This window comes from Pseudomonadota bacterium (genome assembly GCA_041395565.1).
GTDB lineage: Bacteria > Pseudomonadota > Gammaproteobacteria > UBA9214 > UBA9214 > UBA9214.
The window spans coordinates 458,248-480,316 of record JAWLAI010000003.1; the positions used below are offsets into that span (position 1 = coordinate 458,248).

17 protein-coding genes are annotated in these 22,069 nt (G+C 64.7%); all 17 read left to right on the forward strand.

Going from position 1 to position 22,069, the window contains the following annotated elements; genetic code table 11:
* The 17 genes from R3F42_05345 to xrtD all read left to right on the forward strand — a co-directional run bounded on the left by R3F42_05345 (window position 1) and on the right by xrtD (window position 22,040).
* A complete protein-coding gene (locus R3F42_05345) occupies window positions 1-426 on the forward strand; it encodes an SxtJ family membrane protein (protein MEZ5541451.1) in 426 nt (141 codons plus the stop codon).
* Window positions 426-578 (forward strand): DUF5989 family protein, encoded by a 153-nt coding sequence (locus tag R3F42_05350; protein MEZ5541452.1) that lies wholly within the window; start codon window positions 426-428, stop codon window positions 576-578. The genes R3F42_05345 and R3F42_05350 overlap by 1 nt, the downstream gene beginning before the upstream one ends.
* Before the next feature lie 103 nt (window positions 579-681).
* A complete protein-coding gene (locus R3F42_05355) occupies window positions 682-2,130 on the forward strand; it encodes a hypothetical protein (protein ID MEZ5541453.1) in 1,449 nt (482 codons plus the stop codon).
* Between the two features lie 65 nt (window positions 2,131-2,195).
* A complete protein-coding gene (locus tag R3F42_05360) occupies window positions 2,196-4,280 on the forward strand; it encodes an oligosaccharide flippase family protein (GenBank protein ID MEZ5541454.1) in 2,085 nt (694 codons plus the stop codon).
* Window positions 4,277-5,050 carry a sulfotransferase gene (locus R3F42_05365; protein ID MEZ5541455.1) on the forward strand — a complete coding sequence of 258 codons (774 nt, stop codon included), beginning with the start codon at window positions 4,277-4,279 and terminating at the stop codon, window positions 5,048-5,050. Before R3F42_05360 ends, R3F42_05365 begins: the two co-directional genes overlap by 4 nt.
* Before the next feature lie 110 nt (window positions 5,051-5,160).
* Window positions 5,161-6,225, forward strand: coding sequence for an acyltransferase (locus R3F42_05370; protein ID MEZ5541456.1), 1,065 nt, complete (start codon window positions 5,161-5,163; stop codon window positions 6,223-6,225).
* A gap of 142 nt (window positions 6,226-6,367) precedes the next feature.
* On the forward strand, window positions 6,368-7,651 hold the full coding sequence (locus tag R3F42_05375; protein MEZ5541457.1) for an O-antigen ligase family protein: 1,284 nt from the start codon (window positions 6,368-6,370) through the stop codon (window positions 7,649-7,651).
* Window positions 7,648-8,574 (forward strand): sulfotransferase, encoded by a 927-nt coding sequence (locus tag R3F42_05380; GenBank protein ID MEZ5541458.1) that lies wholly within the window; start codon window positions 7,648-7,650, stop codon window positions 8,572-8,574. The genes R3F42_05375 and R3F42_05380 overlap by 4 nt, the downstream gene beginning before the upstream one ends.
* Before the next feature lie 132 nt (window positions 8,575-8,706).
* Window positions 8,707-9,939 carry a glycosyltransferase gene (locus R3F42_05385; protein ID MEZ5541459.1) on the forward strand — a complete coding sequence of 411 codons (1,233 nt, stop codon included), beginning with the start codon at window positions 8,707-8,709 and terminating at the stop codon, window positions 9,937-9,939.
* 78 nt (window positions 9,940-10,017) lie between these two features.
* On the forward strand, window positions 10,018-11,880 hold the full coding sequence (asnB, locus tag R3F42_05390) for an asparagine synthase (glutamine-hydrolyzing) (GenBank protein ID MEZ5541460.1): 1,863 nt from the start codon (window positions 10,018-10,020) through the stop codon (window positions 11,878-11,880).
* A 4-nt stretch (window positions 11,881-11,884) separates the two neighbouring features.
* A complete protein-coding gene (locus R3F42_05395; protein ID MEZ5541461.1) occupies window positions 11,885-13,030 on the forward strand; it encodes a glycosyltransferase family 4 protein in 1,146 nt (381 codons plus the stop codon).
* On the forward strand, window positions 13,027-14,019 hold the full coding sequence (locus R3F42_05400; GenBank protein ID MEZ5541462.1) for a sulfotransferase: 993 nt from the start codon (window positions 13,027-13,029) through the stop codon (window positions 14,017-14,019). The genes R3F42_05395 and R3F42_05400 overlap by 4 nt, the downstream gene beginning before the upstream one ends.
* A 2-nt stretch (window positions 14,020-14,021) precedes the next feature.
* Entirely contained in the window at window positions 14,022-15,899 is a 1,878-nt protein-coding gene (gene asnB, locus R3F42_05405; GenBank protein MEZ5541463.1) for an asparagine synthase (glutamine-hydrolyzing), read from the forward strand.
* Window positions 15,896-17,863 carry an alginate lyase family protein gene (locus R3F42_05410; GenBank protein ID MEZ5541464.1) on the forward strand — a complete coding sequence of 656 codons (1,968 nt, stop codon included), beginning with the start codon at window positions 15,896-15,898 and terminating at the stop codon, window positions 17,861-17,863. Before asnB (R3F42_05405) ends, R3F42_05410 begins: the two co-directional genes overlap by 4 nt.
* A gap of 46 nt (window positions 17,864-17,909) precedes the next feature.
* A complete protein-coding gene (locus tag R3F42_05415; protein ID MEZ5541465.1) occupies window positions 17,910-19,226 on the forward strand; it encodes a UDP-glucose/GDP-mannose dehydrogenase family protein in 1,317 nt (438 codons plus the stop codon).
* A 14-nt stretch (window positions 19,227-19,240) separates the two neighbouring features.
* Window positions 19,241-20,443, forward strand: a complete 1,203-nt coding sequence (locus R3F42_05420; GenBank protein ID MEZ5541466.1) for a glycosyltransferase family 4 protein — start codon at window positions 19,241-19,243, stop codon at window positions 20,441-20,443.
* A gap of 16 nt (window positions 20,444-20,459) precedes the next feature.
* Window positions 20,460-22,040 (forward strand): VPLPA-CTERM-specific exosortase XrtD, encoded by a 1,581-nt coding sequence (gene xrtD, locus R3F42_05425; protein ID MEZ5541467.1) that lies wholly within the window; start codon window positions 20,460-20,462, stop codon window positions 22,038-22,040.
* Window positions 22,041-22,069 lie beyond the last annotated feature (29 nt).

Here is a 22,069-nt window from a genome sequence, read left to right on the forward strand (position 1 = left end):
ATGGACCATCCCCCCCTGACAGCGGACAGCAGGACCTTGCGCGAATTCGGCCTCGTCTTCGCCGGCGGCCTGATCGTGTGCTTCGGGCTGCTGATACCCTGGCTGCTCGACCGGCCCTGGGTGTGGCAGACCGGCGGGGCACGCTGGCCCTGGGTCGCCGCCGCGGTCTTTGCCGGCGTCGGGATAGTCCAGCCGAGATTGCTGAAGCCGGTCTATCTGTTCTGGATGAAACTCGGCCATGTCCTGGGCTGGATCAACACCCGCATCATCCTTGGCATCATATTTTTCCTGGTGTTCATGCCGGTTGCGCTGCTGTTCAGGCTGACCGGCCGTGATCCGATGGAGCGCCGGCTGGACCCCGCCGCAGCTAGCTATCGCCAGCCCAGCGAGCAGCTGCCGCCTGACCGCATGGAGAAACCGTTCTGATGTTGGATTTGCTGAAAGATCTGTGGGACTTCCTCAAGGTGCGGAAGAAATTCTGGCTGGCACCGATCGTGATCGTGCTGCTGCTGCTCGGTGCGCTGATCGTGCTGTCGCAGGGATCTGCGGTGGCGCCGTTCATCTACACCCTGTTCTGACGGCGGCCGGGTCACGCTAGCCAGCGCATTGCGCGCGTCGGGCGCGAGGTTCGTGCTGCGGGTGCAGCGAGCCGCCGCGATGCTGCCGAGGAAGCGAGAGCATATGCCATCTACACATGTCCGTGCTGTCTGCCTGGTTCTGCTGTTGCTGGCGCCGCTGTCATTCGTGCACGCGCAGTCCATCAGTCTCGGCATGCGTGTACCCATGCGGGAGTTCATGTGGCAGGATGGCAAGTCTGCCGGCGAGATGAAGCTGGATGACAAGCAGCGCCTGGTATGGCAGTTCCAGGCGGCCAACCTGGACCAGATGCGGGCCTGGGGCGGCGAGTGGAATATCGTCATCGCGCGGCAGTGGCGCGACGGCCCGGATGGCTTCGCCAGGCTGCGCCGCATCCTCGCCGAACACGAAAGGCGTGGCGTGCAGGTCGTGCTGCGGCTGCTGGAGGAGCCGTCCGTCTACGGACGCATGCAGGCAACCCAATCCGCCGAGTACGGCCACGACCAGGCCTATTACCAGTGGGTGCAGTCCGTGGTCCGCGCCTGTGACGGCAAGGTGCGCGACTTTCTCATCGGCAACGAGGCGGACGTCGATCTGACCCGGAGCCACGGCGGCGCGCCGGATCTGTCCTGGCCCATGCTGGTGGACTATGACCAGTACGCCCGGCTGCTGCGCACAGCGGTCAAGGCGATCAAGGCGCTTGATCCCGGCCTGCAGGTGGCCAATTCAGGCTTCAGCGACAACTCGGTCGCGCTTGCCATGGTGCAGGATCTCTACGACCGTGCGGGCCTGGTGCCGGCGCAGTCGTACTGGGAGTCATGGAAGGATCGGGCCGGGGTCAGGGCCGAGGGCTGGGTCGGTCTGTACCGCTTGCTGCGGCAACCGGAGACCCGGCGCAAGATCGAGTTCGTGCGCCGCGCCCTGCGCGAACCGGAGGGCAGTGACCTGTTTCAGCTGCATTATTACCGCAACTGGCAGGGGCTGCAGCCGATGCTGGACTGGCTCCGGGACGAGATGCGCAGTGCCGGTGTGCTGCGTCCCATCATCGCCGCGGAGGTAGGCTACCATGTGCGGCCACTCAGCCGGCGCGACAGCGACGGCAAGACCAGGAAGTTCATCGACTGGCGCTACTATTCCGAGCAGGATCACGCCAATGACATGGTGCGGGTGTTCGCGACCCTGCTGGGCAACGGCGTGGAGCGGGCGCTGTACTGGAACATGCGCGATGTGGACGACAATGGCACTGTGGTGCGGCTGTTTCCGGCGACGACGGATCCGCAGCGGTTCGAAGCCAACCGGGTCAACCGCGCCTTTCGCATGCTCAGCCGCACGCTGGGCGGCGCGCACCCGGCGCCTGCCCGTGTCCCCGCCCGGGCCGGGCTGCGGGAATTCCGCTTCACCGGCCCGACCGACGTCTCGCTGCTGTGGAGCGAATTCGGGGAGCTGGATGGCATGCTCGATGGTGCGCGCGAGCTGCGCGACATCGAGGGTAAGCTGCTGCGCCGGTCTGATATCGGCGCGGGATATACCGATCCGCTGTATGTCTTCTGGTAACCGAACCTGCCGGTGTTGCTGCGGACGCGCACAAGCTGCCTGGTCCGATTGCCGGACCCTGGCCGATGAATAGCGAATCCCCCCGCCAGCATCCAGAGAACCGCAACGGCGGCAGCGGCACGCGCGGTTCGCTGGGGGTGCGGGTGCTGTCCGGCGGAATCTGGATGCTGGGAAGTCGCGGCATCCAGGCCACATGCGGCATGCTGGTGTCGATGCTGCTGGCGCGGCTGCTGACGCCGGCGGATCTCGGTACCTATTTCATCCTCGCCAGTATCGCGCTGCTCGGGTCGACGCTGGCGCAGTTCGGTACGCACCATTCCGTCGTCAAGCTCGTGGCCGGCGGCCTGGCGCAGGGTGATGAGGCGGGCGTGCGGCGGGCATTGCGTTCCGTTCTGCTGATCGTAATCTGCGGTTGCGCGATCATCGCCGGCGGCTATCTCGCCGGGGCGGGGCGCTGGCTCGCCGTGCACGTTTTCAGGTCGGACAGCGTCGCGTTGCTGACCGGCCTGACGGCCGTATGGATCGTGCTGCGCACCGGACAGATGCTGCTGTCGAAGGTGTTCCGCGGTTTCCACGACCTGCGACATGCGGCGATGTACGAAGGCGCGCAAACGCAGCTCCTGACCGTGCTCGCGCTGCTCGCGCTCTGGCTGGCTTTGGACACCACCACGCTGGCGCGCGCGGTGCAGGCCACGCTTGCCGCCCTACTGATCACGCTGCTGAGCGGGGCCTGGCTGTTGTGGCGCCGGCACTGGTCCCGGCTCGCACCCGCCCAGGGCCTCGCGCTGGGTCCGGCCCTGCGCCTGAGCGCGCCGCTGTTCGTGTCCAGCGCCGCGCTGCTGGCGCTGGGTGAGATGCATCTGTGGATCCTGGGTGCGCGCTCGGCGCCGGACCAGGTAGCACTCTACGGCGCCGGCTACCGGCTGGTGTTGCTGGTGAGCCTGCCGCTGACGCTGGTCAACAACGTCATCCCGCCCATGGTCGCGGAGTTGTTTACCACGCAGCGCCGCAACGAGCTCGAGCGGTTGATGCGTACCACGGCATCGATGATCGCCCTGCCTGCGTTGCTGCTGCTGGCGCTGCTGCTCGTGTTCGCGGGCGGCATCCTGACGCTCGTATACGGTGATTTCTATCGCGCCGCGGCACCGGTGCTGGCGATACTGGCCGTCGGCCAGGCCATCAATGTGTGGACAGGATCACCGGGTGTGCTGCTCTCCATGTCGGATCAGCAGGGCATGCTGATGCGGGCCAGCGTCGGCGGCGGCATGGTCGGGCTGGTCATCACACTGGCGCTGGCACGGGACTTCGGCGCGACCGGCGTGGCGATCGGCTATGCCGGCGGACTGGCGCTGCAGAATGTCGCGATGGCATGGATTGCCCGGCGCCGGCTGGGTATCCGGACCTATGCCGGACCCGGACACCTGCGGGATGCCTGGTACTGGCTGCGCGGCGAGCTCGCGCGCCGTGCGGTCCGGGGCGGTCCGCCCGCTGCCGCCGAACGGCTGCTGCGCCCGCTGGAGAACCTGTTCTGTGCCCTGGCGCGGACCCGGATCGTCGAGGGCTTCGGCGACGTCGGTGTGCTGCGGCTGCTCTGCGCACTCAACCGCCGCGGCTGTCTCCGGGGCGTCTATTTCCGCGCTACGCTGGTAGCGCCGGGGCCGGACACCACCGGTGCAACACTCGCGCGCTGCACCGGCGTGCCGGACCGGATTCCGCCGGACCGCGCCCTGTTGTTCGTGCCAACAGCCGCGGGGGCGGTACAGTCAGCGGCGCCTGCGGACGATGAGCTAGCAAGCGGCTACCTTGCCTTCCTGAAATCACTGCTTGCCAGGGGTTACACTATGGCGCTGATGACCTTGCCGGAGCGATCCGCCGGGCGTGCCCTCGCGCCGGCAGGCTGTGTGTCGGGCGGCCTTGGCAACGATACGCTGCGTCAATGGGCAGCGCACAACGGTGTCTACCTGATCGACCTGGATGCGAGCCTGGCCGAGCGGGCGAATGCCCCCAACGGCACCGCCGGCCATGCCGCGGGGGCTGAAGAAGTTGTTGATTATGAAGCATTATGTCTCGCGCTGTGCGAGCTGCTCGAGGGTGGCGGGTTCCGCGACTGGCTGCACGGCGCCAACCGTCCCAAGGGGAGTGCGACATGAGGCAGGCGGAGCAGCAGCCGGTGCGGTTCGTCACCGTTTCCACGCAGCGCAGCGGGTCCACCTGGCTGACGGATCTCCTGAACAGTCACCCCGACATCGCCAGCTACACTGAACTGCTGCTGCTCCAGGGCCGCGGCATTCCCGACTGGGGCCGCTACAAGGATATGACCTATTGGCAGACCTGGCGTGAGGATCTGCGCGGTACGGCGCGGTACGTGCGCCCGCTCGGGTTGTTCCGCTATCTGGACGAGGCCCTGTCGCGCCATGCCGACCGGCAGGCGGTGGGTCTGAAGCTGATGTACAGCCAGATCGTCCACTTTCCGGAAACGCTGCTCTACCTGCGGCGACGGCAGGTACGGATCATTCACCTGGTGCGGCGCAACGTGCTGGATGTCGTGCTGTCCGGCTTGGCGAAAAGCTCCCGCAAGGTCGCGCATGCGCAGGCCGGTGCCAGTGTCGAACAGGTGCGGCTGCAGGTGGACACCGCCTGGCTGCTGCGCCAGCTGTCCAGGCGCTGGCGCGACCAGCGCTGGTTCGGGCGGCTGCTGCCCCGTCTCGGTGTGCCCTGTGCAGAACTGGTCTACGAGGACATCGTGGCTGAACCGGCTCGGCTCGATGACTGTGTGCGGTTCCTGGGCTGCGCGCCCGCGCCGCTGGGTTCCGGGCTGACCAAGCTCAACCCGAGGAGTCATGCCGACCTGATCGGGAACCTGGAGGAGGTGCAGGCCACCCTGCGTGGTACACCGTTTGCCGGGATGTTGCGGGTGTAGTCCGATGTCCACGGGACGGATGCGGGAAGCAGCGGTCACGTACCTCGGGCGGGGTGCGGAAACGATTGCCGGGTTCAGGCATGTCCCGGAACATGCACGGTCGATCGGTGATGAAAGCCAGTAGCGGTTTCTATATTCCTTCGCTCGACGGGATCAGGGCTGTAGCGGCCATGCTGGTCTTCGTGGCGCATGCCGGCTGGCACGAGATCGTTCCGGGTGGTTTCGGTGTTACGGTGTTTTTCTTTCTGAGCGGTTATCTCATTACCACCCTGCTGCGTCGCGAGTACGAGCTCACCGGGGACGTGAATTTCAAGAATTTTTATCTGCGTCGCGTATACCGAATCTTTCCGCCTCTCTACATCGTGCTTCTGATCGGGTTCGTGCTGGCGACCACCGGTGTCTTCGAGCATGACATGCGTCCGGGTGCGGTGCTGGCGCAGGTGCTGTACTGGACGAATTACTATTTCGCTGCCTATGGCAACGCCTACTTCGTGCCGCACACCAGCATGTACTGGTCCCTGGCTGTCGAGGAACATTTCTATTTCGTCTTCCCGATGCTCTTTCTGGCAGCCGTCCGTCATCGCTCGTTGCGCGGCGCTGCCATGATCTTCGGATTGATCTGCCTGGCCGGACTGGCCTGGCGTTACTGGCTCGTACTCGGACTCGATGCAACAGAGATCTACACCTATCGGGCGACCGATTCCCGCTTCGATTCCCTTATGTATGGCTGCATCCTGGGTGTGTGGCAGAATCCGGTCCTGGATCCGGACTGGCGGCTGTCCACACGACGCAAATGGCTGATCTTGTGCACGGCGCTCGGTGCGTTCCTGTTTACCCTGCTGTACCGGGAGGAGGTGTTCAGGGAGACGCTGCGCTACTCGATCCAGGGTATTGCGCTCTTTCCCCTGTTCTGGCTCGCCGTGCGCTATCCCGAATGGTGGGTGTTCCGCTGGCTGAACTGGTCCCCGATACGGTTCCTGGGGACGGTTTCGTATACTTTTTATCTTTCACATGTCACGATGCTGAACCTTGCGAGCCAGTACCTGAATGCCCGGGGGATTGTGCTGGCGTTGCTCGGATTCGTAATGACGCTGGTCTTTTCCTCGTTGATGTACTTTGCCATCGAGAGGCCGATTGGCAGACTTAGAAGGAAACTGCACAAGGAATATAGATAAGCCTGCGGCCGTACCCGATATGACTCCCGTCCGCCGCTGTGCCCGGTGCCGGACAGGATGGCAGGGATCATGCCTGCAGGCCGCGTGCTGAGCGCAGCTGCCGCGAGCAGGGTCAAGCGCAGGTTGATGCCGAGATCGCTAAATGGACAATACAGTTTCAGTTTCTCAGAAGCACGATCAGCTCCTGTACCGGCAGCGCCATGGAATCCTGTTCCTGCTGTTCTCGATCTGGGTGCTGTCCTTGCCGTTCCACCGTTTCTCGATCGTGGCAACCTATTCGATCGACAACCTGTTGGCACCGTTCCTGTTCCTGGCGGCGGTTTTCCTGCCGCGATTGCGCGACCGGGTGGTGGCCATCCACCGGATCCGGGCGCTGCTGTTCGTGGTGGTGGTCTATCTCATGCACGGGGTGTCGCAGATCATCCCGGTCCTGGGGGTGCCGGATGTGTTCTGGCACGAGGCCTGGGCGGTACTGCGCAACGGCTTTTACTTCCTCGTGCCGGCCCTGTATATCCGCGACCTGTGGTCCTTCCGTGTCATGAAGCGGCTGCTGGTGGTCATTACCGTGCTGGGTGCCGTATCGGTCTTCCTGGTTGCAATCGGCGTCGTGCACCTGGAGGTGGAGCGCTTCGCCGAGAGCAGGATCGGCGTGGACTGGCTGCCCAAGTCGGTCGGCCTGTTCAGCAATTACGGCGACCTGTCCATCCTGTACGGTTTCGTCGCGGTGCTGCTGGTATCGCACAATCGCGGCGAACTCGGTTTCGGCTTGGGTACCCCCATCGGCAAGGTGGCGCTGTGGTCGGTGCTGTTGCTGGGGCTGGTCGGGGCGCAATCGCGTAACATGCTGTTCGGTACGCTGCTCGCCATCGGCGTGTACTGGGTCTGGCGCCGGCTGCAGGACATACGTGGCCCTCAGCGTGTCGCGTTTATCGGTGTGTTTCTGGCAGTCATCATCGCCCTGCCGGGTATGGTGGCGGTGTTCGGCGGCGCGCTGGTGGAGGGTGTCAGCACCCTGGGCGGTGCCAAGGCCGAGCATACGGCCACCGGCCGGCTGGAAAGCTATGCCCAGGCGATCAGCCTGATCGCCAGATATCCGTTCGGGGTAAGTTACCAGGAGTACGCCGTCTGGGGCGGCCTGATCTACCACGTCCACAACATGTGGCTGAAGTTGCTGCTGAACGGCGGCATCATCAGTATGTTTGCCGTACTGGCGCTGTTCTGGACGGCTTACCGTGGCGGCAGTCGCCCGGCGCGCCCGCCACTGCTGCCGGTCGAACCCGCGCTGGTGGTGGCGAGTACAGCGGCCGTTTTCATCGCGGTGGAGTTCTACCCGGGGCTGAGCGACATGATGTGGGTCATGCTGGGGACGCTGCTCAGTTTCAACTGGGTGCGCCGCACGCGCGCGGCGGAGGCGCCCGCGGCATGAGTGCGGTAACCCCCGTGTTCCTGCTGTCGCTGCCGCGTTCGGGCTCGACGCTGGCGCAGCGGGTACTTGCTGCGCATCCCCAGATCGCCACGGCGTCGGAACCCTGGGTGCTGTTGCCGCCGTATGCGGCGCTGGAGCCGGGGCTGTGCCGGGCGCGTTATTCGCAGGATACGCTGGTACAGGCGGTCGCGGATTTCTGCCGGGCCCTGCCGGACGGGGTCGCGGGCTACCATGCCGCCGTGCGCGCCTATGCCGCAGCGCTCTACGGTGGGCTCGCCGAACAGCAGGGGGCGCGCTACTTTCTGGACAAGACCCCGCGCTATCACCTGATTGCCCATCATCTGGTCGAAGCCTTCCCCGCTGCCCGCTTCATCCTGCTGTGGCGCAACCCGCTGGCCACACTGGGCTCGCGCATCCACAGTTTCGGCGGGGTGTGGCGCCTGCAGAACTACGAGGTGGACCTGTTCGATGGCCTGGCCAACCTGGTGCGGGTACAGGAGCAGTATGCTGACAGGTTGCACGTCATGCGATTCGAGGACATGGTGTCGCAGCCGGAGCGGGTGTTCAGGCAGGTGTTCGAATACATCGGGCTCGATTTCGATCCCGACTACATCCGAGCGTTTACCAGCGTTTCCCTGCAGGGCCGACTGGGCGATAAGACCGGTGCGGGGGAATACCATGCAGTGGACCGGGCGCCGCTGGAGAAATGGCTCACCACGCTGGCATCGCCGGTGCGCAGGGCCTGGTGCCGGCGCTATCTGAACTGGATCGGCGAGCGGCGGCTGCAAACCATGGGATACGACCTGGCGGAACTGGCCGGTCAGCTGGCTGCGGGACCGGGTTCCTGGCGTACGGTGCCGAGCGATCTCGTCCGCTTGCTATACAGTCGGCTGCGCACGCGTTCCGGCAACAATATGTCATAGGTTGCAGGCGATGAATTCCGGGAGCAATTTCCCCGCGCGGTTGCGGGATGTACTGACCGGCAGTGCCGGAGTTGCCGTGCCCGGCCGCCGGTTGCCGGTGTCCGGCGCTGCGAGCCGGCAGGGACGCAGGCCATGAACGGCACGCCGCTGCGCTGCGCGGTACTTGCAGTCGGTGACTTTCCGGAAGGCGGCGCGGCGTCGCAACGACTGCGTCTGCTGACCCGGATACTCGACACGGGGCTGGGCGAGGCAGCGCTGTGGCTGCTGCACCCGACCAGCAAGCAGCCCATTGCGGATAATCACGCGCTGGCAGGGGTCGCTGCAGACATCAGATTCCGCTATCTCAGCGGCAGGACGGTGAGGCCGGCGGGACTCGGTGGCGCACTGGTGGACACGGCAACCGGGATCCTGGCGAGTATCGGGGCGATTGCGGCGCCCCGCAGCAGGCGCCCCGACGTGCTTGTGGTGTACACCCCGCGGTTGTTCAAGTTCATTCTCCCGCTGCTGGCTGCGCGCCTGTTCCGGGTGCCCGTCATCGCGGAGATCTGCGAGATCAACAGCCAGGCGACCGGCGCCCCGGGCGGCTGGGGACTCAGGCGCTGGGTCAACAGCGGCGAGTCGCTGATGGAGTGGCTGCTGCCCCGGCTCACCGTCGGCGCGGTCGTGATCTCGACGCGGATCCGGCAGTATTACGCGCGACTCGGCATGCCTGCCGCCGACATGCTGTTGCTGCCGGTGCTCATCGATTACGCCCAGTACCAGGCGGGCGGCACCGAAGCGGTCGGCGGGCTGGAGGGGACCGAGTTCCTGCTCAATTCGGGCGCCTTCAAGGAAAAGGACGGACTGGAATTCGTGATCCGGGCGCTACGCGAGGTGCGCCGGGACCATCCCGGCCTGAAGCTGGTGTTTACCGGCCAGGCAAGTCCGGCAGCGCGCGCCAGCGTCTACGCCCATGCCGGGGCGGATGCGGAACAGTGGATTGTGTTTACCGGCTTCCTGTCGCGCGAAGCGCTCATCTGGTGCTACAAGCACGCGGCCGGGCTGCTGAGCTGCCGCTCGAACAGCGCGTATGCCAACTACGGGTTCCCGACCAAGCTCGCGGAATACCTTGCCTCGGGTACGCCCGTGATCGTCACCGACGTGGGCGACACGCGTGAATATCTCGACGAGAATTCCGCGTTCATCGCGGAACCTGAGAACGTGGAGAGCATCGCCCGCGCCGTACGCCTGCTGCTCTCGGACAAGGCCAGGGCGGGAGCGGTCGGTAACCGGGGGCGGGAGGTGGCGCGGCAGCATTTCGATTATGCCAGCCACGTGGAGGCGGTGGCCGATTTTGTCAGGCGCCGGATACGCCATGATGTCTGAGACCGGAAGCTGCGCTGCAGCCGTGCCGGCCCTGTGGACACGCAGCCGCGCAGGCGCTGCGGAAGCGGGAGTGTGCCCGTGTGCGGGATAGCCGGAATCCTGCATTTCGATGACCGGCCTGTCGACCGGCAGGTCCTGCAGTCGATGGCGCGTGTCGTCCGGCATCGCGGCCCCGACGCGGAGGGCGTGTATGTCGACGGCAATGTCGGCCTGGGGCACCGGCGCCTGTCGATTATCGACCTCTCCACCGGCCAGCAGCCGATGCAGAGCGGCGACGGCACGCTGGTGATCTCGTTCAACGGCGAGATCTACAACTACCGCGAGCTGCGCGCCGAGCTGGAGCAGGCCGGTGCGGAATTTGTCACGGATTCGGATACCGAGGTCATCCTGCAGGCTTATGCGGCATGGGGCATCGCCTGCCAGCAACGGTTCAACGGCATGTGGGCCTTCGCCATCTGGGACCGGCGGGAACGCCAGCTGTTCGTGTCACGGGACCGGGTCGGCGAGAAACCGCTGCACTATGCCGTGCATGGCGGGGCCTTCGTGTTCGCCTCGGAGATAAAGAGCCTGCTGGAATACGGTATCCCGGCACGGCCGCGGGCGGAGCTGTTCGAGATCTACCTGACGCTGGGCTACATACCCGCGCCGCATACCTTCTACCAGGACATCGTCAGGCTGCGGCCGGGGCATTACCTGCTGGCCAGGGATGGCAGGCTGACCGAGCACAGCTACTGGACGTTGCCGCAGCCGGACGAGCATGGCATGCGTACGTCCAGCCGCGAAGTATATGAGGAGTTCGCGGCATTGCTGGATGACTCGGTCCGGCTGCGCATGCGCTGTGACGTGCCGTTCGGGGCCTTTCTCAGCGGCGGTCTCGACTCCGCCAGCGTCGTGTCACTGATGGCCGACCACACGGAATACCCGGTCGAGACATTCACCATCGGCTTTGACGACCCGGCCTTCGACGAGCGGGCGCTGGCCCGCGATGTCGCGGCTGCGTTCCATACCTCGCACCACGAATACGTGGTAAACCCGGACGAGTTCGACGAGTCGCTCAACAACACCCTGCGCTGCTATGACGAACCCTTCGGCGATTCCTCGGCCTTGCCGACGAGCTATGTTTGCCGGCTGGCAGCGCAGCATGTGAAGATGGTGCTGACCGGCGACGGGGGGGACGAGGTGCTGTCCGGCTATCCCGCCTACCAGAGCGAGAAACTTGCGGCACGCTACCGGCGCATACCGGCCACGCTGCAGGCGCTGCTGCCCGGCGCGATCAACCTGTTCGCACGGCCGTTTTCGGGCCGGCTGCGCTACCGGCTGAACCGCATCGGTGGTGTCTGCAGTACGGCAGGCATGGGGTTCCTCGAACGCCTGGAGAGCAAGCTCGCCTATGTCGCGCCGGCAACGATCGGACGCTTGCTCGAGCGGCCGGGCGACGCCTGGCGGGCGCGGGATTTCCTGGCTGAGGTGATGCGTGGCTGCAGCTACGATGACCCGTTTTACCGGTTGATGTATTTTCATTTCATGGTATCGCTGCCGGACCGGATGCTGACCAAGGTGGACAGGATGAGTATGGCCTACTCGCTGGAGACACGGGTGCCGTTTCTCGATCACCGTCTCATCGAGTTCATGGCCGGCGTCGACAAAAACGTCAAGATGCCCGGGTACGACCGCAAGCACGTACTGAAACAGACGGTGGCGAAGGGCTTGCCGGACAGCCTGACCAAGGCGCCGAAAAAGGGCTTTGTCGCGCCATTGCGCGAATGGTTCAAGGCGGGCGAGTTCGATCTCCGCCTGGCCCGGCTGGAGCAGGGAGGGTCTGGACTGCGGACGGATGTGGTCAGGGATATCGTCACCGAAAACAGGCTTGGCAGACGCGACAACGGTAATTTTATCTGGATGCTGCTGCTGCTCGGGCAGTGGCTCGAGGGCATGGGGTAAGCGCGTGGCAGACGGTGCGGCGGTTGCAGATACGATCACTGGCAGGATTCTGCTGGTAGGGCCCTCCCTGCAGGACCAGGGCGGCGTCGCGAACTACTACAACGCCGTCTATCCCCGGCTCGGGATGCCGGGGCTGGATATCGACTACCTGCAGATCGGCAGCACACACGGGCGGCGGAGCGGCTTCCACGTGCTCGCCGACCAGTACCGGTTCTGGCGCAAGCTGGGCAGTTTCCGTCCTGATATCGTGCACCTGAATCCCTCGCTGGATCTCAAGAGCTTTCTGCGTGACGGCCTGTTTGTCCTGCTCGCGAAACTGCGCCGGAAGCCCGTGCTGGTGTTCTTCCGTGGCTGGCAGGAGCCGTTCGAACGCCAGGTGGAGGGGCGCTTCCGCCGTTTCTTCCGCATCACCTACCTGCGGGCCGATCGCTTTATCGTGCTGGCTTCGGCATTCGCGCGCAAACTGCGCGACTGGGGAGTGGCCGCGCCTATCGTGCTGGGAACGACCGCGGTGGCGGACGATATGCTGCAGGACCTGTCAGCGGCGGCCAAGGCGGAGCAGTTGCTCGCGGCGGGACCGGTGCGATTGCTGTACCTGGCGCGGCTCGAGCCTGACAAGGGTGTGCTCGAGCTGATCGATGCTGTCGTCTCCCTGCTGCAGGGCGGGGCTGATATCACGTTGACGATCGCGGGCGACGGCGCCGCGATGGAGCAGGTGCGGGCGCGTGTCGCGGCGCACGACCGCTTTCACGACCGGCTGCGGATCGCCGGGTACGTGCGCGGTGAACAGAAGGCGGAAGTGCTGCGCTCGCATCATGTCTACTGCTTTCCCACGCAATACGGCGAGGGCATGCCAAATTCGGTGCTGGAGGCAATGGCATTCGGCATGCCGGTCATTACCTGTCCGGTCGGCGGCATCAGTGATTTTTTCGAGGACGGGCGCATGGGCGCGTTACTGGACGGTAACCGTCCGGCTACGGTTGCACGCGCGATTGCAGCGGTCATCGCCGACCGCTCCCGGCTGGCGGATATGTCCCGCTACAATCACAATTATGCACGGGCGCATTTTCTCGCCTCCGGTGCGGCTGCTATGCTGCGTCAGCAGTACCGGGCCATGCTGGCAACCGCGACATCCGTCTGCAGCGCATGAATGCCATGAATTTCCAGGGGCCTTTGTTCATCATCGGGATGCCCCGCTCCGGGACCAAGCTGCTGCGGGGGCTGCTGAACCAGCACCCGCAGATCGGGATCCCGCCGTCGGAGACCGAGTTTTTCCCGTGGCTCGTCAGCCAGCGGGCGCGTTTCGGCGATCTCGGCGGGCAGGATGCCTTCCACCGTTTCTATGTCGAAATGGGCGACATCCACTATTTCCAGCGCATGCGCGAACTCGGCGGCGGCATTCCCGAGGAGGCGTGGTACCGCTCCTGCAGCACCTTCACACCGGCGGATCTGTTCGAGACACTGTTGCGGTACGACACCGCGGTGGCGCCGGGCAGCGGGCGCATCTGGGGCGACAAGAGCCCGTCCTATATCGGCCATGTCGCCCTGCTGAAGTCGCATTTCCCGCAGGCCCGTTTCATCCATATCGTGCGCGACGTGCGCGATTACTGCCTGTCCATGCGCCAGGCCTGGGGCAAGAACATGCTGCGCGCAGCCCAGCGCTGGTCCGACGGCGTGGGCTGCGCGGTTGCCGCCGGTGCCGAGCTGGGCGCTGCCTTCATGACCTTGCGCTACGAGGATCTGCTGGATGACGCGGAGCGGGAATTGCGGCGTGTCTGCCGCTTTCTCGGCACCGAGTATGCCGAGAACATGAGCGAATTGCAGGGCTCGGTCGAGAATCTCGGCGCCGCGCGGAATGCCAGCGGCATCAAGCAGGGCAACAAGTTCAAATACCTGCAGGATATGAGCCCGGCCACGCGCCAGCGGATCGAATCGATCTGCCGGCCGCTGCTGGAGCAATTCGGTTACGCATGCGAGTACCAGGGGCCGGTCCGGCGCATCGGCAAACTGCAGATGGGCGCCTACCAGGCGGCGGATGCCCTCAATCTGTTCCGCTTTCACGTGCACGAGCGGGGCCTGTTGCAGGGTGTCATGCTGGTCCTCAGCCTGTATCGCACCTCCGGCAATAGGCAGTCCTAGGCATGTGCGGCATCGCCGGATTCGTGACCAGTGCAGCGGGCGACAGTGCGGGCCTGTTGCGCGGCATGGCGGCTGCCATCGCGCATCGCGGACCCGATGACGAGGGATTTTTCGAGACCCAGACATCGACCGGCACCCGCCGGGTCGGGCTGGCGCACCGACGCCTGTCGATCATCGACCTGGGCAGCGGCCACCAGCCGCTCGGCAACGAAGACGGCAGCGTGCAGATCGTGTTCAACGGCGAGATCTACAACTTCCAGCAGCTGCGCCAGGAACTGCTGGCACGCGGACACCGCTTCCGGACGGCGTCAGATACCGAGACCATCGTGCATGCCTACGAGGAATACGGCGACGACTGCGTTGCGCATTTTCGCGGCATGTTCGCCTTCGCGATCTGGGACGCCGGGCGTGAACGCCTGCTGTTGGCGCGCGACCGTTTCGGCAAAAAGCCGCTGTACCTGTACCAGGATGGCGACACGCTGCTGTTCGCCTCCGAGATCAAGTCGCTACTGCGCTATCCGGCCTGCGTGCCGCAGGTGGATACCGCTGCGGTATGGGACTATCTCGCCTACCGATACGTGCCGGGACCCCGCACCCTGTTCCGCAATGTCCGCAAGCTCGCGCCCGGCGCTTGCGCCGTGTGGGAGCGGGGCGAGGTCAGGGAATGGAGCTGGTACCGGCCGCCCGACTGCACGCCGCGCGTGGCGGCGCTGCTGCCGTCCGATCCGGTGGGCAGCTTCCTGGAACAGCTCGAGGAGGCGGTCAGCATCCGCATGATCAGCGACGTGCCCTTCGGCGCGTTCCTGTCGGGCGGTATCGATTCCTCGGCCGTGGTCGGGCTGATGAGCCGTCACAGCGACCACCCGGTAAAGACCTTCTCGGTCGGTTTCGCGGAATCGGAATACAGCGAGCTGCGCTATGCCCGTACGATCGCCGATCAGTTCCACACCGACCACCATGAGCTGGTCGTCTCCCAGGACCACCTGATGGACGAGCTGCCGGCGCTGGTGCGCTACCGCGATGCGCCGGTGGCGGAGCCATCCGATATCCCGATCTATCTGCTTGCCCGGGAGGCGCGCAGGACGGTCAAGATGGTGCTGACCGGCGAGGGCAGCGACGAGTTTCTCGGCGGCTATCCCAAGCACGTCTTCGAGCGCTATGCGGCCGCCTACCAGCTGCTGCCCGCCGTCGTGCGCGGCGGCCTGCTGGAGCCGCTGGTACGAAACCTGCCCTACCGCTTCCGGCGGGCGAAAACGGCGATCGTCAACCTCGGCCTGCAGGACTGGCATGCGCGTATGGCGCGCTGGTTCGGTGCGCTTTCGCCGCGGGAGCGGGCGGCACTGGTGGCGCTGCGTCCCGGTCCGGATGCCGCTGTCGGCCGCGCCCTGCCAGCGCCGGACGCCGGCAACACGGCCCTGCGCCGGATCCTCTGCTTCGACCAGTGCAGCTGGCTGCCGGACAACCTGCTCGAGCGCGGCGACCGCATGACCATGGCCGCCTCGCTGGAGGCACGCATGCCGTTCATGGATCACGAGCTGGCCACCTTTGTCTCGGCACTGCCGGATCGCATGCGCGTACGCGGCCGCACGACCAAGTGGCTGCTGCGCGAGGCCATGAAGCGGTTGCTGCCGGCGCAGATACTCGAGCGCCCCAAGGTCGGTTTCCGCGTACCGGTGAATGAATGGTTGCGCGGTCCCATGAAGCATTATCTCTACGATCATCTCACCGGGACCGATTCCCGGACGGCGGGCTATTACCACCGTACCGAACTCGAGCGCATCCTCTCCGAGCATGTCGGCGGACGCCAGAATCACGAGAAGCTGCTGTGGTGCCTGCTGAACCTCGAACTCTGGCACCGCGAATACCGGATCGACGCGTGAACCGGCTCGGCTGGCTGGTCAACCGCCTGCGCGTGATGTCGCTGCGCGAGGTGCTGTTTCGCCTGCAACGGGCCGTGCTGCAGACGCTGGAACGTTACCGGGTCGGAACCGGATGGCAGCCGCTGCCGGCAGCCGCCGTCGCACCGCGGCTGGCGCTGTTCGGGGAAGATGCCGCCCTGCTGCAGCAGTGGCGTGCGGCGTTCCGTCTCGATGCGGACGGGCTGCAGGATTACCTGGACGGCCGGATAGGTTTCTTCGGCCACGCCCCGCTGGACATCGGCACGCCCGTGGCATGGCAGCGCGATCCCGTCACGCGTATCGAGGCGCCGCGCAGTTTCGGCAAGTCGATCAACTACCGTGACGACCGCTTGGTGGGCAATATCAAGTTCACCTGGGAGCTCGGACGCCATCAGCACCTGGTACCGCTGGCGGTGGCCTATGCCGTCAGCGGCGATGCGCGTTACCGCGCCGCGCTCGTCGGCCAGATCGAAGGCTGGATCGCGGACAATCCCTATGCGATCGGCATCCACTGGTGCAGTGCGCTGGAGGTGTCGCTGCGGCTGGTGTCCTGGGCGCTGGTGCACAGCCTGCTGGCGCTGCGCGACGGCACGGCCGGCCTCTTCGGGGCGGTGTCCGATCCGCACCGGCTGGGGGTGGCGCTCTACCAGCAGGCCTATTTCGTCCGGCATTTCCTGTCGCGCCATTCTTCCGCCAACAATCACCTGATCGGGGAACTGTGCGGGCTGTGGGTGGCGTGCCGGACCTTCGATCTGGGTGCGGCCGGCGCGGACTGGGGCAGCCTGGCGCAGCGGGAACTGGAGCGCGAGGCGCGCGCGCAGGTGCATCCGGACGGGGTCGATCGGGAACAGGCCAGCTACTACCACCTCTGGGTCCTGGAATACCTGCTGTTCTGCTGGCTCGTGGGCCAGCGCAGCGGGCAGGCGTTCTCGGCCGATTTCGCCGCGACCGTGCAGGCGATGGCGCGGTTTCTCGAGGATATCAGTCCGGACGGCGCCGCCCCGCCGCAGCTGGGCGATGCCGATGACGGCAGCGTGGCGCGGTTCGTGCCGGCGTGGAGCGCGCAGCCGTACCGGGAGATGCTCGCGGCGCAGCACGCGGTCTTCGGCGGCGCGCCGACGGCCGGCTGCGCGAAGGCGTTCTGGTACCGGGCCATGCTGCCGGCCGGCGCGCCGGCAATCGCGGCGCCGACGCGGACGCGCAGCTACCCGGTGGTTTACCCGCAGGGCGGCTATGTCATCCTGGGCGGGTCGGGTATGCATCTGGTATTCGATGCCGGTCCGCTCGGCTATCTCGGGATCGCGGCGCATGGCCATGCCGATGCGCTGAGTTTCTGTCTCGCCCTCGACGGCGCCTGGTGGCTGGTCGATCCGGGTACCTACGCCTATCACAGCGCGCCAGCCTGGCGCAGTTATTTCCGCGGTACGGCGGCGCATAACACCGTGCGGGTCAATGGTGCCGACCAGTCACGCATCGGCGGCGCCTTCCTGTGGTTGCAGAAGGCGGAGGCCACCCTGCTGGATTGCAGTAAAGTAAATGATAAACAGTATGTTAAGGCGAGCCACGACGGCTATGGTGCAATCGGTATCACCCATGTGCGCGAACTGGTCTGCCAGCCCGCAACGGGTGAGATCGAGGTGATCGATACCCTTGCGGGCGCGCTGCCGGAGGTGGCCGAGATCTACTTCCATTTCGCCCCGGACGTTCACGTACAGCGTGGATCTGCCGACAATGCCTGGACAGCCAGGCGGGAAGGCGGCGCGCGGGAACTGGTGCTGTACACTGATCCCGCATGGCAGTTCGCGGGCTTGCGCGGCAGTACAGACCCGATATCGGGATGGTATTCTCCGGCGCTGGAGGAAAAAGTGCCGGCCACGACACTGCGGGGGCAGGCTGCGGGCGCGTCGGCGCGCCGCTGCGTGACGCGCATGACCATCCGCGGCTGAATGTGGCGCAGGTCTTTCAAATAGTGGAAATAATCAAGGAAATATTATGAGAATCAGTATCTTCGGGCTGGGCTACGTGGGCGCGGTCTCGGCCGGTTGCCTGGCGCGGGACGGACATACGGTCATCGGTGTCGATCCCTACCAGCCCAAGGTAGACCTGATCAACGCCGGCAAGACCCCGGTGATCGAACGCGACATCGGTGAAATCATCGAGCGCGCCGTGGCCGACGGCCTGCTCAGCGCCACGCAGGACGTGCACCGGGCGGTACTGGAATCGGACATATCACTGATCTGCGTCGGTACGCCGAGTCAGGCCAATGGCAGCCTCGACCTCAAGTACGTGCGCAAGGTCTGCGCGGAGATCGGTGCCGCGCTGCGCGCGAAGCCGGAGTTCCATGTCGTCGTGGCGCGCAGCACCATGCTGCCCGGCAGCATGCGCTCGGTCGTCATACCCGCGCTGGAAGAGGCCTCGGGCAAACGCGCCGGCACGGACTTCGGAGTCTGTAACAACCCGGAGTTCCTGCGCGAGAGCACGGCGGTCTTCGATTACTACAACCCACCCAAGACCGTGATCGGGGAAACCGACACGGCAGCCGGTGACCGGCTGGCGAGCATCTACGCCGGACTTGATGCGCCGCTGGTGCGCACGTCGGTGGAGACGGCCGAGATGGTGAAGTACACCGACAACGTCTGGCACGCCCTCAAGGTCGGCTTTGCCAACGAGATCGGCAATATCTGCAAGGCGGTGGGGATCGACGGGCATGAGGTCATGGAGATCTTCTGCAAGGACACCAAGCTCAACCTGTCACCTTATTATATGAAGCCGGGTTTCGCATTCGGCGGTTCCTGTCTGCCCAAGGACGTGCGCGCCCTGACCTACAAGGCGCGGGCGAGCGATCTCGATGTGCCGATCCTCAATGCCATACTTCCCAGCAACCAGAAGCAGATCGAGAAGGGCCTGGCCATGATCACCGCCAGGAACAGCCGGAAGGTCGGCATCCTGGGATTCAGTTTCAAGGCGGGGACCGACGACCTGCGCGAGAGTCCGCTGGTCGAGGTGATCGAGCGGCTGATCGGCAAGGGCTATGACATCCGGCTGTACGACCGGAATGTCAGGATCGCGAGCCTGGTTGGCGCCAACCGGGATTACATCCTGAATCACATACCGCACATCTCGAAGCTGATGGTCGACAGTATCGATGAGGTGCTGGCGCATGCCGACACCATCGTGATCGGCAACGGCGCGGATGAATTTCGCGCCGTGGCGGAGCAGGTGCCTGCCGGCAAGAGCATTGTCGATCTGGTCAGGATAACCGGCCGGCGCTCCTCGTCCGAGGAAGGTTACGACGGAATCTGCTGGTAGTCGCGGGTATCGCCATGGCAGCAGGCAGCAACAGGCAGCGACGTGTCCTGATTATCGTCGAAAATCTGCCATCCCCGTTCGACCGGCGCGTGTGGCAGGAGGCGACCACCCTGCGGCAGCATGGCTACGGTGTCGCCATCATCTGCCCGGTCGGCAAGGGTTATGAGAAGAAATATGAGGAAATCGACGGCATCCACATCTATCGGCACGGCCTGCCGCTGGAAGCCGAGGGCGCCCTGGGCTATCTGCTGGAGTACTCGACGGCGTTGTTCTGGGAGTTCGTGCTGGCGTGGAAAGTGCTCTTGCGGCATGGTTTCGATGCCATTCACGCCTGTAATCCGCCCGACAACATCTTTCTCATCGGCGGTTTCTTCAAGCTGCTCGGCAAGAAGTTCCTGTTCGACCACCATGACATCAATCCCGAGCTGTACGAGGCGAAGTTCGGTCGCCGCGACTTCTTCTACCGGGTGATGCTGGCCTGGGAACGCTGGACATTCCGCCTTGCGGATGTTTCCATCGCGACCAACGAGTCCTATAGGAAGATCGCGATCGAGCGCGGCCGCATGGACCCGGAGCGGGTTTTCGTGGTGCGTAGCGGGCCGAAACTGGAACGCCTGCGCATACTGCCGCCATCGCCGGAACTGAAGCGGGGCAGGAAATACCTGGTCGGCTACGTCGGCGTGATGGGCCGGCAGGAAGGTATCGACTACCTGCTGCAGGCCTTGCGGGTCATCGTCCAAGACCGCAAGCGCACGGATGTGCACCTGGGCCTGGTGGGGGGTGGCACGTCACTGGAGGAAATGAAGGCGCTGGCTGCAGAACTGGGAGTCGACGATTACGTGACGTTCACGGGGCGTGTCCCCGACGCGGAGATGCTGGCCATGCTGAATACCGCGGATGTCTGCGTCAACCCGGATGTCGCCAACGAGATGAACGACAAATCCACGATGAACAAGATCATGGAATACATGGCCCTCGGCAAGCCCATCGTGCAGTTCGACCTGACCGAAGGGCGCTTTTCGGCGCAGGAGGCATCGCTGTATGCCCGCAGGAACGATGTCGTCGATCTGGCCGACAAGATCCTGTATCTGCTGGACCGGCCGGAAGACCGCGAGCGGATGGGCAGGTATGGCAAGCAGCGCGTGGAAGACGTGCTGGAATGGCGACACGAGGAGCCCAAGCTGCTGGCGGCTTACGCGGCCCTGTTCGCCGGCTGATGCGAGGTAAGTGGCGATGGAACAACACGCACAACAGCAAACGTTATGGAAATCCCCGGCAACCTTCTGGCTGTTGCTCGGTGTCGTCGTCGCTTTGGGTGGCTATGCCTTCTACGACACCATCGCGGACATGGTCTACCGCTGGAATACCAAGGAAGAATACGGCTACGGCTATCTGATTCCGGTGATCACGCTGTTTCTCATCTGGCAGCGCAAGAACCAGCTTGCTGCCATGCGGTTTTCCGCGTCGTGGGCAGGGCTGGTGCTGGTCGCGCTTGGCGGGGTGCTGTTTTTCCTGGGTGCGGTCGCCACCACGCATACCCTGTCGCAATACGGCCTGGTGGTGACGGTGCTCGGCGCGGCACTGGCGCTGCTCGGCTGGGAAGCGTTCAAGATCGTCATGGTGCCGCTGGCGTTGCTGTTTTTCATGGTGCCGCTGCCGCCGTTCATCTACAACACGCTGTCGACCAAGCTGCAGTTGCTCTCGTCCGAGATCGGTGTTGCCGTGATACGGCTGTTCGGTATCAGCGTCTACCTCGAGGGTAACGTCATCGATCTCGGGTCCTACAAGCTGCAGGTGGTCGAGGCCTGCAGCGGCCTGCGCTACCTGTTTCCCCTGGTCTCGCTGTCCTTCATCACGGCGTACATCTACAGGGGGGCGTTCTGGAAGAAGGCGGTTATCTTCCTGTCCAGCATCCCGATAACCGTGCTGATGAACAGTTTCCGCATCGGGGTCATCGGCGTCCTGGTCGAATATGGCGGGCCGGAGCAGGCGGAAGGCTTTCTGCATGACTTCGAGGGCTGGATCGTCTTCATGGCATGCATCGCGATCCTGATCCTTGAAATGGCCTTGCTGGCCAAGGTCGGTTCGCAGCGGCAGAGCCTCGCGGAGACCTTTGCCATAGACTTTCCCGAGCCGTTGCCGGCGGCAGTCGGGAAACAGGTGCGCGGCATTACGCGGTCTTCCTGGTTCGTGCCGGTGCTGGTTGCAGTGATTGCGGCAGCCAGTTTCTATGTGCAGGGGCGTGTGAATATCATCCCCGAGCGTCGGATCTTCGCCGAATTCCCCTTGCGTATCGCAGAGTGGTCCGGCACCACCTCGCAGGTCGAGGAAAATATCCTGGCGTCCCTGAAGACCGAAGACCAGCTGATGTCGGATTACCGCAATGATCGCAACGAGAACATCAACCTGTGGATCGCCTACTATGCCGATCAGGCCGCGGGTTCCGCCGCGCATTCGCCGCGCGCCTGCATACCCGGGGGCGGGTGGCTGATCAAGGATCTCTCGCAGCGCACTGTCGACAGCGTACGCGTGAACGGCCGTCCGCTCCGGGTGAACCGCCTGGTCATCAAGAAAGGCGATTACACCCAGCTCGTCTATTACTGGTTCCAGCAGCGCGGGCGCGATATCACCAACGAGTGGATGGTGAAATGGTTTCTGTTCTGGGACGCGCTTACCCGCAACCGGACCGATGGTGCGCTGGTGCGGTTGACGGCACTGGTCGCACCCGGCGAGGACCTGGCCCGGGCGGACCAGCGGCTGGTCACGTTTGCCGCTGCGGTGGTTCCGCAACTGGCGGAATATATTCCGGATTGACGGCCCATGGCGACAGGCAGCGACAACCG